This window comes from Anabaena sp. 4-3 (genome assembly GCF_001597745.1).
Taxonomy (GTDB): domain Bacteria; phylum Cyanobacteriota; class Cyanobacteriia; order Cyanobacteriales; family Nostocaceae; genus Trichormus.
In genome coordinates this window covers 73,738-91,412 of sequence record NZ_LUHJ01000068.1, presented here as the reverse complement: position 1 = coordinate 91,412, position 17,675 = coordinate 73,738, and the positions used below count along the sequence as shown (strand labels likewise).

The 17,675-nt window shown below is 41.7% G+C and carries 15 protein-coding genes; 4 read left to right on the top strand and 11 right to left on the bottom strand.

Going from position 1 to position 17,675, the window contains the following annotated elements:
* Window positions 1–28: 28 nt before the first annotated feature.
* Window positions 29–2,650, bottom strand: a complete 2,622-nt coding sequence (gene leuS / locus A3775_RS19465; protein ID WP_066426486.1) for a leucine--tRNA ligase — start codon at window positions 2,648–2,650, stop codon at window positions 29–31.
* Window positions 2,651–2,738: 88 nt separating this feature from the next.
* Between leuS and A3775_RS19460 the strand changes: the two genes are divergently transcribed.
* Complete coding sequence (locus A3775_RS19460; RefSeq protein WP_066426485.1) at window positions 2,739–3,188, top strand: gamma-glutamylcyclotransferase; 450 nt, start codon at window positions 2,739–2,741, stop codon at window positions 3,186–3,188.
* A gap of 214 nt (window positions 3,189–3,402) precedes the next feature.
* On the opposite strand, the gene A3775_RS19455 is transcribed toward A3775_RS19460, so the two are convergent.
* From A3775_RS19455 to A3775_RS24770, 3 genes are all read right to left on the bottom strand, one after another.
* Window positions 3,403–4,029, bottom strand: a complete 627-nt coding sequence (locus tag A3775_RS19455; protein WP_066426368.1) for an anti-sigma factor — start codon at window positions 4,027–4,029, stop codon at window positions 3,403–3,405.
* Window positions 4,030–4,190: 161 nt separating this feature from the next.
* On the bottom strand, window positions 4,191–4,847 hold the full coding sequence (locus A3775_RS19450; protein WP_066378622.1) for a sigma-70 family RNA polymerase sigma factor: 657 nt from the start codon (window positions 4,845–4,847) through the stop codon (window positions 4,191–4,193).
* Window positions 4,848–5,550: 703 nt separating this feature from the next.
* Window positions 5,551–5,703, bottom strand: coding sequence for a hypothetical protein (locus tag A3775_RS24770; RefSeq protein ID WP_197480196.1), 153 nt, complete (start codon window positions 5,701–5,703; stop codon window positions 5,551–5,553).
* 272 nt (window positions 5,704–5,975) lie between these two features.
* Between A3775_RS24770 and A3775_RS19445 the strand changes: the two genes are divergently transcribed.
* On the top strand, window positions 5,976–6,791 hold the full coding sequence (locus A3775_RS19445; protein ID WP_066378623.1) for a L,D-transpeptidase: 816 nt from the start codon (window positions 5,976–5,978) through the stop codon (window positions 6,789–6,791).
* A 64-nt stretch (window positions 6,792–6,855) separates the two neighbouring features.
* On the opposite strand, the gene A3775_RS19440 is transcribed toward A3775_RS19445, so the two are convergent.
* From A3775_RS19440 to A3775_RS19410, 7 genes are all read right to left on the bottom strand, one after another.
* On the bottom strand, window positions 6,856–7,398 hold the full coding sequence (locus tag A3775_RS19440) for a late competence development ComFB family protein (protein ID WP_066378689.1): 543 nt from the start codon (window positions 7,396–7,398) through the stop codon (window positions 6,856–6,858).
* A 122-nt stretch (window positions 7,399–7,520) separates the two neighbouring features.
* The gene (locus A3775_RS19435; RefSeq protein WP_082803800.1) at window positions 7,521–8,459 is read right to left on the bottom strand and encodes a M23 family metallopeptidase; all 939 of its coding nucleotides are present in this window, start codon (window positions 8,457–8,459) and stop codon (window positions 7,521–7,523) included.
* 387 nt (window positions 8,460–8,846) lie between these two features.
* Entirely contained in the window at window positions 8,847–9,143 is a 297-nt protein-coding gene (locus A3775_RS19430; RefSeq protein WP_066378626.1) for a hypothetical protein, read from the bottom strand.
* Between the two features lie 79 nt (window positions 9,144–9,222).
* Entirely contained in the window at window positions 9,223–9,477 is a 255-nt protein-coding gene (locus tag A3775_RS19425) for a hypothetical protein (RefSeq protein ID WP_066378628.1), read from the bottom strand.
* Window positions 9,478–10,221: 744 nt separating this feature from the next.
* Complete coding sequence (petJ, locus tag A3775_RS19420; RefSeq protein WP_066378630.1) at window positions 10,222–10,554, bottom strand: cytochrome c6 PetJ; 333 nt, start codon at window positions 10,552–10,554, stop codon at window positions 10,222–10,224.
* Window positions 10,555–10,653: 99 nt separating this feature from the next.
* Window positions 10,654–11,151: a GNAT family N-acetyltransferase gene (locus A3775_RS19415; protein WP_066378632.1), complete on the bottom strand. Its 498-nt coding sequence runs from the start codon at window positions 11,149–11,151 to the stop codon at window positions 10,654–10,656.
* Window positions 11,152–11,259: 108 nt separating this feature from the next.
* Window positions 11,260–12,426, bottom strand: a complete 1,167-nt coding sequence (locus A3775_RS19410; RefSeq protein WP_066378634.1) for an RpoD/SigA family RNA polymerase sigma factor — start codon at window positions 12,424–12,426, stop codon at window positions 11,260–11,262.
* 982 nt (window positions 12,427–13,408) lie between these two features.
* On the opposite strand from A3775_RS19410, the gene priA reads away from it, so the two are divergent.
* Together priA and A3775_RS19400 are read left to right on the top strand one after the other, a co-directional pair.
* Window positions 13,409–15,982 carry a primosomal protein N' gene (priA, locus tag A3775_RS19405; protein ID WP_066426366.1) on the top strand — a complete coding sequence of 858 codons (2,574 nt, stop codon included), beginning with the start codon at window positions 13,409–13,411 and terminating at the stop codon, window positions 15,980–15,982.
* A 351-nt stretch (window positions 15,983–16,333) separates the two neighbouring features.
* Window positions 16,334–17,563 carry an RNA-guided endonuclease TnpB family protein gene (locus A3775_RS19400; protein ID WP_066426364.1) on the top strand — a complete coding sequence of 410 codons (1,230 nt, stop codon included), beginning with the start codon at window positions 16,334–16,336 and terminating at the stop codon, window positions 17,561–17,563.
* The last annotated feature ends 112 nt before the right edge of the window (window positions 17,564–17,675 follow it).

Below are 17,675 nucleotides of genomic sequence, written 5' to 3'. Positions count from 1 at the left end.
AATCTCTCAGCCCTCATGCCATTAACCCTTAAACAACCACAAAATTAACCAACTTTCCAGGCACAACAATCACCTTCTTAATCTCCTTACCCTCAATGTAACGCTGAGTCACCTCAGACTCCAAAGCAAACTTTTCTAAAGCCGCCTTATCAGCTTGCGCCGGAACTTGAATATCAGCCCGCTTCTTACCATTAATCTGAATCACCACAGTAATTTCATCAGCCACTAAAGCCTCCGGTGCAAAAGCAGGCCAGCCTTGAGTATGTACTGATGACTTATTCCCCAATAAATGCCACAATTCATCAGCAATGTGTGGCGCAAAAGGAGCCAACATCACCACCAAAGTCCGAATACCTTCGGCATAAATGGGCGAATTTTGGCAGTTAGCATCAGTCAAAGCATTACTCAACTTCATCAATTCCGAAACCGCAGTATTGAATTGATACTCATCTTCTAAATCTTCCGTCACCGCTTGGATAGCCGTATGAACTGCCCGGCGTAAATCCTTTTCTGGCTTACTTAAATCAGAAAGTTGTGCTTGCTTGCGACATACCCCAGCTTCCACATACTCCGTCACCAAACGCCAAACCCGATTTAAAAAGCGGAATTGCCCTTCAACATCAGCTTCATCCCATTCCAAGTCTTTTTCGGGTGGTGCTTTAAATAAGATGAACATCCGCGCCGTGTCTACACCATACTTAGCAATCACATCCTCTGGTGCGACACCATTACCCTTTGATTTAGACATCGTGGCATAAAGACGCTGCAAAGGTTCACCCGTTTGGGGGTCACGGGGGTTATTGGGGTCAACCAAATGGGAAGGAATCCATTTATCTTTACCACCCTTGTTAGGGTTCATGTAAGTTAAACCCTGTACCATCCCTTGCGTCAACAAACGTTCAAAGGGTTCATCAAAATTCAATAAACCTCTATCCCGCAAAACTTTGGTAAAAAAGCGCGAATACAACAAATGTAAAATCGCGTGTTCAATACCACCCACATATTGATCTACAGGCATCCAGTCATTAGTTTTGCCTGACTCAAAAATCTGCTGTACGTTTTGTGCGTCAGGATACCGCAAGAAATACCAGGAAGAATCAATAAAGGTATCCATTGTATCGGTTTCCCGCTTCGCTGGAGTGCCACAAGTTGGACAAGGCACATTTACCCAGCTTTCCAACTGTGCCAACGGTGAACCACCCCGGCCGGTAAACTCAACTTCCTCTGGTAACTGTACAGGTAAATCAGCGTCCGGTACTGGTACTATCCCACAATTGGGGCAGTGAATCACGGGAATCGGTGCGCCCCAATACCGTTGTCGGGAAATCAACCAATCTCGGAGGCGATATTGCACCCGTTCCTTACCGAAGCCGTGTTCTTGGGCGTGTTTTGTGATTGCTTGCTTGGCATCTGTGGAGTTCATGCCAGTAAAAGCACCGGAATTAATTAAAGTTCCCGGTTCAGTGTATGCCTCATTGTAGTCAACCTGTACCAGTTGTGTAACTTCCTCTGTCTCTGATGGGGGAGTTAAATCAAACCCGGCGACATCTTTGGGGTCAGCGATGACAAAATCAATGGGCAAATCATATCTTTGAGCAAATTTGAAATCCCGTGCATCATGGGCAGGTACACCCATCACCGCCCCAGTACCATACTCATACAGTACATAGTCAGCAATCCAGATGGGTACTTCTTCCCCGGTGAAGGGGTTAATTACTTTACCGCCAGTGGGAACGCCGCGTTTTGGTTTGTCTTCGGCGGTACGTTCCAACTCACTCTGATTTGTCACCTCATGAATAAAGGCTTCTACTTTTGCTTGTTGGTCTTTGGTGGTGACTTGCTTGGTCAGGGGATGTTCTGGTGCTAATACTACGTAGCTGACACCAAAAACCGTGTCGGGGCGGGTAGTATACACAGCAATTTTTTCATCGCTACCAACGATAGGAAATTCTAAATACGCGCCTGTAGATTTTCCGATCCAGTTAGCTTGCATTAACTTGACTCGTTCCGGCCAACCTGGCAATTTATCTAGGTCTTGGAGTAATTCTTCGGCGTAGTCGGTAATCTTTAAAAACCACTGGCGCAACAATTTGCGCTCAACTTTCGCACCACTGCGCCAAGAACGTCCTTCACTATCAACTTGTTCGTTGGCTAATACAGTGTGGTCGATGGGATCCCAATTAACGGCTGCTTCTTTTTGGTAAGCTAACCCCATTTGCAAAAATTGCAAGAAAATCCATTGTGTCCACTTGTAATAGTCTGGTGAACAGGTAGCGACTTCAGAATCCCAATCAATGGATAAACCAAGACGCTTTAATTGTTGCCGCATTTGGGCAATATTTTGATAAGTCCATTTAGCAGGAGGTACACCCCGGTCAATGGCGGCGTTTTCTGCTGGTAAACCAAAGGCATCCCATCCCATTGGATGCAGTACCCGATAGCCCTGCATTCGTTTGAGGCGGGCAATCACATCGGTAATTGTATAGTTACGGACGTGACCCATGTGTAGGCTACCGGATGGGTAGGGGAACATGGATAAAGCGTAGAATTTGGGCTTGCTGGTATCTGTAGGGGTTTTATCTAAGCCAAGTTCTGCCCATGTTTGTTGCCATTTTTCCTCAATTGCTGCTGGGTTGTATCGGGAATCCACCGAAAATTCTCCTACTGGATCTGTAATCTGGTCTGCCTCCATATTGTAGTTGATGGTAGGCAAATCAATCAGTGGGATTAAACAAGGGATGGCTGAATTAAAGGCAAAAATTTCTGATAGAGTGCAGGTTTTTGTTTATGGGACACTCAAGCCAGGGGAAGCGAATTACCAAGAATACTGTGCAGGTAAGGTAGTAGCAGCCCAAAGAGCAACGACTTTGGGTAAACTGTTTGCTTTGCCAATAGGCTATCCAGCGATGACAAATGGACAAGAGCTAATTCACGGTTACTTACTTTCTTTTGCTCACCCTGGAATTTTAGCAGCCCTAGATGAGTTGGAAGATTACGACCCCACGCGACCAATTTCAGAAAACCTTTATCATCGCCAGCAGATGGAAGTGTACAATCTGCTGGGTTTATCCCTTGATTGGGCTTGGGTGTATCTGATGCACCCACAACGGGTTAATCAGTTAGGAGGAATTCACCTACCTGATGGCTGGTGGAGTGGCTGCGGTTTAGCAGGGAGTGGGGACACATAAATTTAAAATTCAAAATTCGTCTTGAAAAGTTTCCTACGGCGGGAAACCCGCCTACAGAAATTTTCGCAAAATTCAAAATTAAAGAATGTTTCAGGAATGGGGGTGTAGGGGTGCAGAGTAAATTTTACCTCAATGCCCAATGCCCTGTGCATCGATGCCCTATGCCCAATCTCTAAATGTTCTTAATTTTGAATTTTTAATTTTGAATTTTGAATTAATTAAGGCCTGGGTCAATTTCTCCTTGCTGTAGTATCTTCAAGTTGACTGGTTGTTCAGAAGATGAAACTGCTGCCTTGGGAATTTCGATCACTGGATTATTTATAGCCACCATCAAAGGTGAGGACGTTACTGTTGGTTCTGTGGCAGTTTGGGTAGGTTGGCTAGGTTGTATTTGTGGTTGTTGTGCTAGTTGCGGTATGCCAGATTCTCTTGTTGGCAGCCAGCCTGATATTGCACCAATCACACAAGCAGCAATAGCCGCACCACCAAAAGTTAAATTTAGCCGAGAACGACGATTAACACGCGCAAATACTTCTTTGGCGGTTGTTTCTGGGGAATGCTGGGGTGTTGGTACAGGCATAGTCCGTAAAGCCTGTCTCAGCTTTAATAGTCTGGCATACAGACGCTGAACTGCGGCATCATTGGCTAACCATTCCTCTACTTGCTTGCGTTCGTCGGCTGTCACTTCGCCGTCTAGGTAAGCACTCAATAATTCAAAGCGATCGCGCTTCACCATATCCATAGCACCCGTTGCTTTCTTGGTATGCTTTGCCATCTCATTTGGTAGGTCTCTCGGACGTTGCCACCGACAAGATTCATGAAACTGAGAATCAGTAGTCATATTAACATTATTACCAATTCATCGACGGATCAAAGGAGTGGTCAATTCTGAGAGCATAGTTATTAAATTGTTCTCCTGATGGCAGAAGCACGATCCACTTTCCTCACAATTCTTAATCAATGCTTAAATTCTGCCATAGGGCAGAGTGAAGATACTGTAAATTAAATATCAAGATAGTTTTGCAATTGAGTTTGCAATCTTGATCTGGCTCTAGCGATTCTCGACTTGACTGTTCCGAGGGAAACTCCGGTGATTTCGGCTATTTCTTCATAGGCCATGCCTTCGATTTCTCTGAGAACAATTGTAGTCCGGAATACTTCTGGTAAATCGGCGATCGCCTCACGTAACTGCTCGTAAAACTCTCTGGTTGTCAGTTCTTCCTCTGGCCCTGGAGTGTCTCCAGCTATTTCCCAATCCATTTCACCGTCATCTACTGAACGGGGTGCATCCAGTGACAAAGGGCTAACTACTCGCTTGCGCTTACGCAACTCATCATAAAACAAGTTGGTGGCAATGCGGCTTAACCAGCCCCGAAATTTAGATGGTTCTTGTAATCGGCTAATATTCCGATACACTCGAATCCAAACTTCTTGAGCCAAATCAGCTCTATCTGGCCAATCTGGAGCTAGGTGGTACAAAACCTTATCAACTTGGCTTTGATAACGGCGCAAAAGTTCTGCAAACGCAGCACGATCTGGGCGCATTCCCATTTGACAGCGCAAAATCAAATCGTGGTTAGAGAGTTTGTCAACTTGCACCGATGCTTCTGAGTACCTCGCATCAACGGTTGACCAGGATACAGTAATCGATTGACTCATAGATCGTACTGGCTGTAAATCATCCCTATCTATTAGACCCGGTAATTGGCAGCTTGTTCCAGAATAAGTGACGGATTTGAGACTGGAACACTGAGTTATGGCACTTTGGGTGCATTTCTGTTTTTGCAAGATGTCACTGTTGCTAATGAGTAATTACCTAGTAACTTTGTTGGACTATTGCTAACTATCTATCTGTTAGGTTACAGCAATCATATACTTTGTGCAGATCATATCATCTGACTACTTGAACTTGACAAATAGTGTGTCGTATGCTGCAAAATGATAGCTACCCAGTATAACAAAAGTTCAGTTTTGAATGAGGCTAGTTTCCTGTGAATTGGCAGTTTCTTTTAAGAGTGATTTTCGAGACAGAGTTTTTAAATCTTTGATGATGTAATTTGAGTTACTAGATAATCAGATGAAAACCTGAATCATCTGGCAGCTAGTTAATTGATGAGCATTGATTTTTATTCACAGGGAACTCTTAACGGGCAACAGGCAAAAGTCTCATCCCCATACTTCAAAATCGGGGATTTGTATCAGTAAGTATTGAAACTTCGTGGCTGGCACTATCTCGTGTCAAATACAGAGAGGCAGATATAGCCAGCAAATGACTAGCTTTGCCCCTAGGAATAGAGTTTTACTGATGGTAAATGATATGTCCAATTATCCAGCGATTACCGGGATTTAACTCACAAAAATGTTATTTTTCCGGTCTCTTTACTAAAATTGTGGTTGATGGTTTTGTGTCGTTTTGGTAACTATCACCAGAATTGGCTTGCTGAGGAACACGAACTTGAACAAATAAATTGAGGGCAAATGTAATCGTGACTGCTAGCAATAGTTTTTCTAACATAGTCTTTCTCCCACCCACACCATTCAGAATTTATTCTTGCACTAGGAGATTGATACTGATAAATTTTAAGTTAAAAAATTTATCTTGGGAATACCAGATAAACACGTAGGCAATCCAGAAATTTTTTCACTGGAATGTTCTCATAACTTTAGTTTGCCCAAGGGTATTAGCTTCTTTATGAGGGAACAGATAAGAATTGATAAATTCTTGATAATTACATCATCAAGTCATTCAATGAATTAGCTAAATATGTCAGGGATAAACAATAAGCGATGGCAATGGTAAGAAATGAATCTCTAGTGCGTATGGTGATGTTTACCTGCTGTGGCACAGCCATCTTATCGCTAGCTGTCCATTGGCGCATTACGGCAACGCAAGGGCAGTTTAAACCACCAACCTCCACTACAGCTAGTATCAATGGGGTTGTTTACAGGGGAGGTTTAGGAGAAACCGCATTTGGCGCATCTACACCTCCAGAGCAAAAATCCCCCAGGGCTTCCCAACCAAAGTCCTCGGTGATTAAGCCTGATGATAATGGGGATATTATCAGCGAAAATGTAGCTTTAGCCACTAACTCACCGAAAAAATCACAGTTAGTAACGCCGGAACGAAAACAGAATTCACCTTCTGCGGCTCAACCCCAGTCAATCCTGGGGTATATTTTCCCTCAACAACGATCATCTGCGCCAAGCAAAAATTCCCACAGACAAGTGGTGGTAGATTTAAGCGATCGCCGCACTTACGTTTATGCGGGAGATATAGTTATAGCCAGCTACCCAGTAGCTATAGGTAAGGAAGGTTGGGAAACACCAACAGGTTCTTTTCAAATTCAACATATGCAACACGATCCAATTTGGCAACACCCGATAACCGGTAAAATTTTTCCGGCTGGTGCTGATAGTCCTTTAGGAGCAAGGTGGATCGGTTTTTGGTCAGATGGACGCAATGAAATCGGGTTTCATGGTACTCCAGACGTTCATCTATTAGGAACTGCGATTTCTCACGGCTGTTTAAGAATGCGTAACTCTGATGTGCGCTTGCTTTATGATCAGGTAGCTATAGGTACGACAGTCGTAGTGCGTGAATAATCGTCAACAGTCTCACAGTGAAAATAACAGTACAGACGTGACTCGTCGCGTCTGTACTATGAATTTAGGTTGAGGATTTTTCCTCAAAATTTGGTGCGTAGACTTGTAGTAAGCTACTCATTTGACGCAATAACTCGTTACCTGTAGTTTTGCCTACAACTGGTGTTCTTTGATCGTGACGATTGCCAAGGTTACGGCTGATAGCTTCATTAACTTGCTGAACAATTAATTCTTGCAGTTCAGCTTTAGCACGTTGACGTTGGTAGTTAGCACCTTCTTCTGTGGTGGCATATAAAGGTGGGAGACGGTTGAGAGTATAGGCGGCGATATCTCCTACATCTATGGTTCTCTCACTGGTAGCTTCAATTTCTGCAACGCGGGCGATCGCTTCCGTAAGTACCAATTCTTCCATGACGTTAATAAACTGTTTGCGAGGTACCGCCACTACCTCACCAGTTAATAATGCGCCCATCAATCGATCTAACGCCATGTACTCTTCAATTGAGAGTTCTGAAGCGTTGTCACAAATGTGTCCAACTTCTGCTTCCATTGCTGGTGTGAGATAACCATCCTGGAGAGCTTGTTCTACAATTTTTGCAATACTCATAACACTCATTTTTATTTCAGCTACCCAAGCAAGGTAAGGACGGTACCGAACAAAATTATTTTGCCTATATTATCGAAAAAAATATACCAGAATTCACAGCACAGCGATTAATCACACCGCTACTATTCCCATTTTTGTGTTTTCCAAGGTGTGGGATCAACAGATTCTCCATGCACGTACAAACCCCAATGCAAGTGGGGGCCTGTAGAAGCACCTGTTGAACCTACTGTACCAATTAATTGTCCAGCCTTGACAAAATCACCTTCTTTGACGTTAATCCGATTCAGGTGCAGAAAAATACTAATCACTCCTTGACCATGATCAATACCAACTGTGTTGCCATGTACTCGAAATCCTTGCGATACAGTACCTACTAAAGCAACTTTACCGGCGGCTGGAGCAATTACACGCGAACCAGAAGCACCAGCATAGTCAAGGCCACGATGGTAGTAATCATTGGCAAATTTACCGTTATAGTAGCGACGTACACCATAAATCGTACTGATACGCCCTTTATTTGGTCTGAGAAATTTGCCATTCCAATATTTTTGCGGTGTTAGTAAGGTTTTAAACTCTGCTACTCGATTGAGTTCGTATTCAGTCGCCCTACTACCAGACTTTCCTGGTGGTAAATTAATACGCTGTACCGGAAATTTACGATTACTTAATGTTACAGCTAAGTTTTTGGACTGACCTTCGGCAGCAACTTTAATCACTCTATTACCAGACTTTTCCAAGGGAGTTGTAGGTATCAACGCTCGGTATTTCTTGGGTGCAATTTTGTATGCTGGGTAATTTTTGTTTCCCACAGACACCTCTGGAGTCATACCATTGTTTGGATTGTCTAAATTGATCAATACAGATAATGTATCGCCCAATCGAGGTTTAGCAGGATTCACCTGTACTTGCAAAGCTGCTACAGGTAATGCCAAAGTCACTGGTAAAGCAGCACACAAGCCAATGAATAAATTTTTGGCCAGATGATTTGTCAGGTACTCTCGTTTGAGACTGCTACTCATTAACTGATTCTGGGAATTGAGCCTGTGCTTTTCCATTGTCATATAACTCAGTAAAAATCCTTAACTTCTGCTAAAAAACAGACTAACTAATAACTGCTAGTGTTTCCTCATGGCAGCAAAAATTTTTGGACAAAAAAACTTGTCTTAAATAATTCCCGGATGCCTAAACTATACTACCCGTAATATCTGAAATTGCAAATAATTCTGGTTCTAATTTGACATATAGTAATCCGGTTTGATTTTTGAATTTATTTGTGTGGGCAGGGAACAGGCAACAGGCAACAGGCAACAGGAAATCAGGGTTTCAGTGTGTACTGAGTCTTGTTCAAGAATCAAATAGGATTGCTATATTGAGTATGAAAAAGTTTTTGTCCCATTTTTTAGTGGGAAAATTGGGGTAGCTAAGGTAGCTAGACTACAAGTGTCATATCATTCCCAAGTGGAAACGTCTCGCAACACATCAGGAATTTCCCCTTGCGATAGGGGAAACTCTAAGATGGTTTCTCGATAACCCAAGTAACCAGACTCCGCAAACGATAACAGCATTCGCGCTAGTGCTAACCAAACCTCTGTTTCATATTCCCAATCACGATAACGCGAAGCTTTACCAGCAATAGAACGCAATGCCCAAAAGTAAGAGTTTCTGACGACTGAACCCCCCTTCTTAAACTCTGGTAAGTCTTCACGATGCAGCAACAATACTTGATTTTCAATTCTGGCTCTCATATCAGCCATATTATATGAAAATCGGAAAAGTCTTTAAATTTACTTTTCCGAATCAAAATTTAAATTATGGAGCTAAAATTTAACAGTAGTATCCTTTTTTGTAGCCATAGCCATAGCCATAGCCATATCCATAGGTTACTGGATAGGCTCTGGGGAAGGAATTATATGAGCCGTTGGAATAAAAAGTATAGCCACCAAATCCAAAAAAACCACTATAACCACCACCGGCAATCAAGTCTATGGTTTGATGAGTCAAGTCATTGAGAAAGGTTTCAAAATCTTGAAACAAATCATAACCTGTCAGATGTAGTTGATCAACTGTGATGTTAGCCATTGCTGTTCCTCCTTTTTTTGATAAATAAATACTGTTTAACAGCAAATTTAATTAGGCATTTCTAAATACATATAAGTTGATAGTTATTGGATTAAGCTGATTGAGATTTCTCAACTTACATCTTGCACCAGTTGCTTGATTGCGATTACAGGGTGGCGATGCACTCCTAAAAATTCGCTCAAACTCTGATGTTTACGTTGTGGGCAGTGCATCGCCCTACGTTTATTAAGAATGGTGCAAGTTATCATAAATCATCATAGTCGTCATAAATTATATCTATCAATTTTTGATATTTGTAGGCGATAATGTTGTCTAACATACCTCTGATGTTGACAAAATCTATCTATTTATTCAAGTTTTATCAATTAAACAATCAGACATAAACTTCTAATTTATGTCTCAATCTGGTTCAGATAAACACAAATCTATAACTTGAATTTCTTGAATCAAGTAAGGTTCTGTATACCTCAAATAACCTGAGATGAAGAGGATTATTTTATGTCTGAATATTTTGTTATTAAGCTAACTTAAATTATCATCTTTTTCAGGACAGGATTATAATAGTTTTTTAAATTAGACTGGATTAATTTCTATTTTTATATAGAAGAAATAATTGTAGATATAATTGCTTGATTTTTGTCTAAAAATAAAAGGTTTATATCCAGATACTTTTATCTAAAAATATTTGTGAATAGTGGGTGATGCCCCACTATTTTTGTCAGTTAAAATTTAACTGTTGAGCTACTACCAACCTTTATCGGCTTGTTCAAGTACGTAGGCAGCCACATCTTCAATTTGGCTAGAGTTTAAACGACCTTTGAAGGCAGGCATGGCATTTTTACCGTTTGTTACTTGAGCAATAATTGCCTCTGCTGAGTACATACCATACTGTTCTAAGGCTTCTTTCTTCAGGGTTTTGTTGGCTTGTACTAAGTTTTTACCGCCTGCGTGACAAGCAGCACAGTTAGCACTAAATAATTTAGCTCCATTGGCACTGTCAGCAGCCAAAGCGGGTTTACTGAAGGCAAAGGTGAAGATTGCTATGCCTAGCAGTAGTAATGAAAAAAGTTGCTTCATTTTGTGTTCTCTCTGCAAAAAAGCTCATTCAAACCGATATCTTCCTGAATAATTTTCAGGTGACTCCATTGCCTGCGTCAAATGACAGACTGTCAAACTTCATGATTCTTTAGCTGCTAACTGGCTGATTGCTTCTTCTGTAACGCGACAAATTCGCCAGTCGTCTAAAATGGATGCTCCCATGCGGCGATAAAAGGCTTGGGCTGACTCATTCCAATCCAGAACACTCCACTCTAACCTGCCGCAACCTTTGGCAACAGCAATTTGAGCAACTTTGCTCAGGAGTGCTTTGCCAATACCTTGTCGCCGATACTCTGGTAAAACAAACAAGTCTTCGAGATAAATACCTGGTTTGGTAAGGAAGGTTGAGTAATTATAAAAAAACAAGGCAAAACCTACGGCTTTACCTTTGTATTCTGCCAATAATGCCTCTATATATCTTGGAGAGCCAAATAAATGCTCCGCTAGTGCCGAAGCGTCACCAGTGACGGCATGAGATAGTCTTTCGTATTCTGCCAGCCCCTTAATTAAGTCAAAAAGCGTTGTGCTATCAGCAGGTTCAGCAAAACGCACGATGAGATCACTATTTATGGTCATGGGTCTATGGTCATTAGTCCATAGTCATTAGTCCATAGTCATCTGTCAACAGTCAATAGTCAACCGTCATTAGTCATGAGTTTTTCTCCTCTATTCCTGAGTTTTGGCTTAAATTAGCCAACCTTTGAGGCGTTTGGCGATGTGGGGACGGCGTAGTTTTCGCATGGCTTTACTTTGGATTTGTCTGACTCTTTCACGGGATAGGTTGAACATATTCCCGACTTCTTCTAGTGTGCAGGGTTCGCTGGTGGTTAAACCGTAGCGGAGAGAGATGACATCTTTTTCCCGTGGAGTGAGGACATCTCCTAAGACTTCCCAAATCTCCTGTCGCATCATGTTTTCGTTCATTTTTGCTTCGGGTGAGAGGTTATCTTCATCCTCCAGCAAATCCATGAGTTCTGTATCTTCTTCTTTTCCGACACGGTGGTTGAGTGATAGGGCTTGTCTTCTGAGTTGTTGCAGTTGCCGTAGTTGTTGAACGCTAATTTCTAAAAATTCTGCTATTTCTGGTTCGGAGGGGTTACGGCTGAGTTTCTGCTTGAGTTCCCGTTGGGCTTTTTTAAGTTTGTTAAGTTTTTCTACGATGTGAATCGGTAGCCGGATGGTTCTGGCATCGTTGGCGATCGCTCTGGTAATCGCTTGTCTAATCCACCAGTATGCGTAGGTGGAAAACTTATATCCTTTGTCGGGATCAAATTTTTCTGTGGCGCGGTTTAATCCCATTGCACCTTCTTGGATTAAGTCTAGAAAAGGTACTCCCCGATTGAGATATCGCTTGGCTATTGATACTACTAATCTCAGGTTTGAGCGGATCATTTTCCGCTTGGCTACTCTACCTTGATACAAGCGGTTTTCTAGTTGTTTTTCTGTAATCTCTAATTTTTCTGCTACCTGGGCTTTGGTAGGGTACTGTCCTAATTCTAATGCCAAAGTCTCTTGTAAATCTTTGACATCTTCTAAAAATCTGACTCGCCTGGCTAATTCTACCTCTTCATCCGGTTTCAGCAACGGATAGCGTGCCATTTCTTTAAAAAAGGCACCAACAGCATCATCATATTCGGTTTTGTTATAACCAGATGGTCTGGCAGCTGCCATTTCATCCCCGTCACGTTCATCTGTGTCCAGATTTTCTGCTACTGGGGCTTCTTCTATGACTATTTCTAGACTTTCAAAAGTTGTGTCTTCATTTTCGACATGAGTCTCTATTATTTCCATCGTTCCCAATTCAACAATATTCATAGTTTCCTTGAGGGATGCTTGCTTTGTTTGGTACATAATTTAATGACAGCTATTTACCACTGATATTTGGTAGTTTATCTAGGCGATAACACACCTGTTTAAGCGCATCATGCAGGGATATGTGAAGTAATCTATAGAAGTTCAAATTAATTTTTCGTTATTCGTTATTGGTGGCAGCTAACTTAAACTTCTCAACCAGGCTTTTTTGCACCCAAATTTGATTTTCCCAGGTTTTCACAGATATATTCTTTATTTTTTTATTAATCTCTAAATCTGTCAAACCCCCCAAACCATTCTCTAGCTCAACAATGAGAAAAATATAGTTAAATCTCCCTTAAATTTTACGAATTATATACTTTTTTAAAGTTTTTTGAGTTCTTGGCGGTGATTCATTACGTAATTGTCAGTTTTCTTAGCCTAGTGTAACTTGTTGTTGATAAAATTTGTTAATGGTAAAAATCAAGTAATTTACTTCTTGCAAAAAAAAATGTTTGTATAAAAGCATCTCATATACACAAAGGGTTGAATATCTATCAATAGACTGAAAAACGCTATTCCCTATTTAGTAGATAAGCTAACTATTTCCTAAATAGGTAGTGAGATAGTGGGAATGTCATAATTCCCAATTTGATAATTGTCGGTGATATTTTATCTTTGTTTAGTAGAATTAGCGAACTGATTATTTTCATTATCTCAGGATGATTTTTGCACTTTTTTTGCTTCTGTATTCTGTCTTTTTTAACTATTGAAGGATAGGATACCTTCCTGGTTAGATGCTGCGATGCAGAAAAACATCCTGTTGGGGATGGTGGACTTCAAATATTTATGGCACGAGGGGCTAGCATCAATTTGTCTGGTAGATTACATAAGAGGAAAGTTATCAAGTATTATGAGTGATAAAAGTATTGTCAATTACAATTTCACTCTGAAGATTAAAATTTATAGTTGAGGGAATTAAGTCTATTCTGTACTGACGGTTGAGGCCAATAAGAATATTTATCTAGAAAAATCACCAAATATGTATATTCATCAAGTAAATTTATACCAGTTAAAAGTTAATGAGACTAAAGAATTTTACCGCACCGCTACAAATGTGAATGGCTATGTCGAAGTGCTGGTAGATTGTCCAGGCAATTCTGGACTGTTTACGTACCGCTTGCCAAGGCAGTTAGAAATTAACCCTGGGGATATATTGAGTGTACCTTTCGGTACTCAACAAGTGGGAGGCGTAGCGATTCGGTTGATATCGCAACCGCCTGCCGATTTGCCACTAGAAAAAATTCGGGAAGTAGAAGATGTTGTCAGTTCTGGTTTTTTCGCTAGTGGTTATTGGGAATTGTTAAATAGAGTAGCATCCTACTATTATACCCCTGTGATGCAGGTGATTCGGGTGGCTTTACCACCGGGATTGTTAGGGCGATCGCAACGTCGTATCCGTTTAATCACGCAGCAAACAGACAAAATATCGTCGAATCAAAGATTAACTACCACGGCATTTTTAAGTCCGGCGGCACAGCAAATTGTGCAACTTTTACAAGCCCAACCAGCCGGAGATTATAGTTTTGCTTATTTACAAAAAAAAGTTAAATCTGCCTATCGAGGAGTGCGGGAATTATTAAGAATGGGTTTAGTAGAAAGCTACTTAGAACCACCGCGAACAACTCGACCAAAAAGCCAAAAAGCAGTCATATTAATTAATGCAATTGACAGAGATTTAACCACTCGCCAAAGAGAAATTTTAGAAGTATTGCGAAAGCGTGGCGGTGAGTTGTGGCAAAGTGAATTACTGCAAATTACCAACGCGAGTTCCTCTACCCTCAAGTCAATGGTACAAAAAGGCTATATTGCTATTGAAGAAAGGGAAGTATTACGCACAGAACAAGGACAAGCCTTAGCTTTAGATGAACCAAAATTATTAAATCCAGAGCAAGCCAATGCTTTAGCAAGTATTCAACAGCTTGAGGGATTTCATCAAGTATTGTTGCATGGGATCACAGGTTCCGGCAAAACAGAAGTATATTTACAAGCGATCACTCCCTTACTGACACAAGGAAAATCCGCCCTAGTCTTAGTCCCAGAAATTGGACTCACACCGCAACTCACAGATCGATTTCGCGCCCGCTTCGGTAATAAAATCAGTGTTTATCACAGCGCGCTTTCAGAAGGTGAACGTTATGACACCTGGAGACAAATGCTTACAGGCGAACCGCAAATCGTCATCGGCACACGTAGCGCGATTTTCGCACCTTTACCCAACCTAGGTTTAATTATCCTCGACGAAGAACACGACTCTAGTTTTAAACAAGACTCACCCATCCCCACCTACCACGCCCGCACCGTTGCCCAGTGGCGCGCCGAATTAGAAAACTGTCCCTTAATATTGGGTTCGGCGACACCTTCCTTGGAAAGTTGGGTAAATGTGGGGATGAGGGAGATGGGGGAGATGGGGGATATGAGGGAGATGGGGGAGATGGGGGATATGATATTTTCCCCATCCCCAATCAAGAGTCTCTACCTTTCCCTACCGCAACGCATCAACTCGCGCCCTTTACCACCGGTGGAAGTGGTGGATATGCGGCAAGAGTTACAGGAGGGGAATCGTTCTATATTTAGTAGAAAGCTACAACAAGCTTTAGAACAACTGCAACAGACAAAACAACAGGGAATTTTATTTATTCATCGCCGGGGACATAGCACTTTTGTTTCTTGTCGCAGTTGTGGTTATGTGTTGGAATGTCCGCATTGTGATGTGTCTTTAGCGTATCACCAAACGGAATTAGACGCGCCGCAATTGTTGCGCTGTCATTATTGTAATTATGTGCGATCGCATCCCCAAAATTGTCCCGAATGTATGTCCCCTTACCTGAAATTCTTTGGTAGTGGTACTCAGCGAGTCGCCCAGGAATTAAGCCGACAGTTCCCAAATTTAACTTACATCCGCTTTGATAGCGATACCACCCGCACCAAAGGCGCACATCGTACCCTACTGACTCGGTTTGCTAACGGGGAAGCGAATTTATTAGTGGGAACACAAATGCTTACCAAAGGCTTAGATTTACCGCAAGTAACACTGGTGGGGGTGGTGGCGGCTGATGGTTTGCTACATTTATCAGATTATCGCGCCAGTGAACGAGCATTTCAAACCCTGACGCAAGTAGCTGGCAGGGCTGGCAGAGGTGATGAACCTGGTAGGGTGATTGTGCAAACCTACACCCCAGAACATTCGGTAATTGCGGCGGTGAGACATCATGATTATCACTCGTTTGTACAAGCAGAATTAGAACAACGCCAAGACCTGAATTACCCACCTTACGGTAGATTAATTTTACTGCGGTTGAGTAGTCTTGATCCCATCCAAGTACAGAATACAGCCGAAATCATGGCTACACATTTAGATGCTTATGAGGGATTTGAAATATTAGGCCCGGCACCAGCTAGTGTGATGCGCGTGGCTAATCGTTATCGCTGGCAAATATTGCTGAAGTTTGATCCCGACACTTTACCGCAGTTACCTGATTGGGAGGAAGTGCGATCGCTCTGTTGTGATGGTGTTAGCTTGACAATCGATGTAGACCCTGTAAATATCATCTAATCTGCAATTTTGTGGCTAATTAGGGGAATTATCCAGGTTTACAGAGGCAATTAAGCCTCTAGTCCCTAATATCTTTTTTTCTCTATGGTAGATAAAACACTATTAACAACCAAGTAATATAACTAAGATTTAACGTAACGCGAAAGTCCCTACCTTCTCTGCGAGACGCTACGCGAACAGCGAAGCAAGGTAGGGATGAATAGCGGGCTGCGACGATTTTATCTTTGACAATCATCAACCGTAGGTTGGTAAGGAAAAAGATACATGAGGAGTAGCCAAATATTTTCCGGTTTTACTTTACTGCCAACTGTAGATAGTAGTAAGATATAAAAATCAAGGAGGTGATACTGAGTGCTACACAAAGCTGTTCAAGTTCGTTTATACCCATCAAAAGAGCAAGAAACACTATTGGCGCAGACATTTGGGTGTTCTCGCTGGTGGTGGAATTATGCTCTAAATAAGTCAATTGAAACTTACAAAGAAACAGGTAAGGGACTTGGACAAGTAGCACTCAATACACTGTTACCTAAGCTCAAAAAAGAGAAAGATACAGAATGGTTGGCTGATTGTTATAGTCAAGTTTTACAAGCTACAACACTCAATTTGACCACTGCGTACAAAAACTTTTTTGATAAGCGTGCTGGTTTTCCTAGATTCAAATCTAAGCATGGTAAACAGTCGATTCAATACCCTCAAAATGTCAAAATTGTCGATGGAAATGTAAAACTTCCCGGCAATATCGGAATAGTTAGAGCCAAAATACACAGACCAATTGAGGGAAAAATCAAGACTGTCACTGTTAGTAAAACGCCATCAGGTAAATACTTTGCATCTATCCTGACAGAAGTAGAAGGGGAAACCCCTACTATTGCAGAAGGAAAAATTTATGGTATCGATTTAGGACTAAAACACTTTGCTGTCGTTACCGATGGCGAAAAAGTGTCCAAGTACGACAATCCTAAACATTTTGCCAAACATGAAAAGAATCTCAAGCGGAAGCAAAAAAAATTAGCACGTAAAGTCAAAGGGAGTAATTCAAGAAATAAATATCGTAAAGTTGTCGCTAAAGTGTACGAACGAGTAAGCAATTCGCGGCAAGATTTCCTACATAAACTTAGTTACAAGTTGGCCAGCGATAGCCAAGCTGTCATAGTAGAGAATCTTCATGTCAAGGGCATGGTTCGTAATCACAATTTGGCGAAAGCAATATCTGATTGTGGATGGGGAATGTTTACCAATTTCTTAGCCTACAAACTAGAACGCAAAGGTGGGAAATTGGTTGAAATTGATAGATGGTTCCCCAGTTCCAAGCTTTGCTCTAATTGTTTCTATCAGATGGGTGAAATGCCCTTAGATATCCGTGAATGGACTTGTCCTCACTGCGGTACTCATCATGATAGGGATGGAAATGCAGCGATAAACATTAGAGCAGAAGGTATCAGAATGCTAAAGGCGGAAGGTTCAGCCGTCTCTGCTGTAGGAGGGGAGGTAAGACCAAAGATGGGGCGAAAGTCTCATCTGCGGCACTCCCCCGTGAGTACAGAAGCCCAACCTACAGGCGTTCGCGTAAGCGTTCCGTAAGGAAAGCCAAGGTTGGGTAGTTCACAGATTACGTAGAAAATTATCAAGACTGAAAACCATAATCATAGCTAAATGAATTGAGTAGTGTGAAATATTGCCAAATTGCTCACAC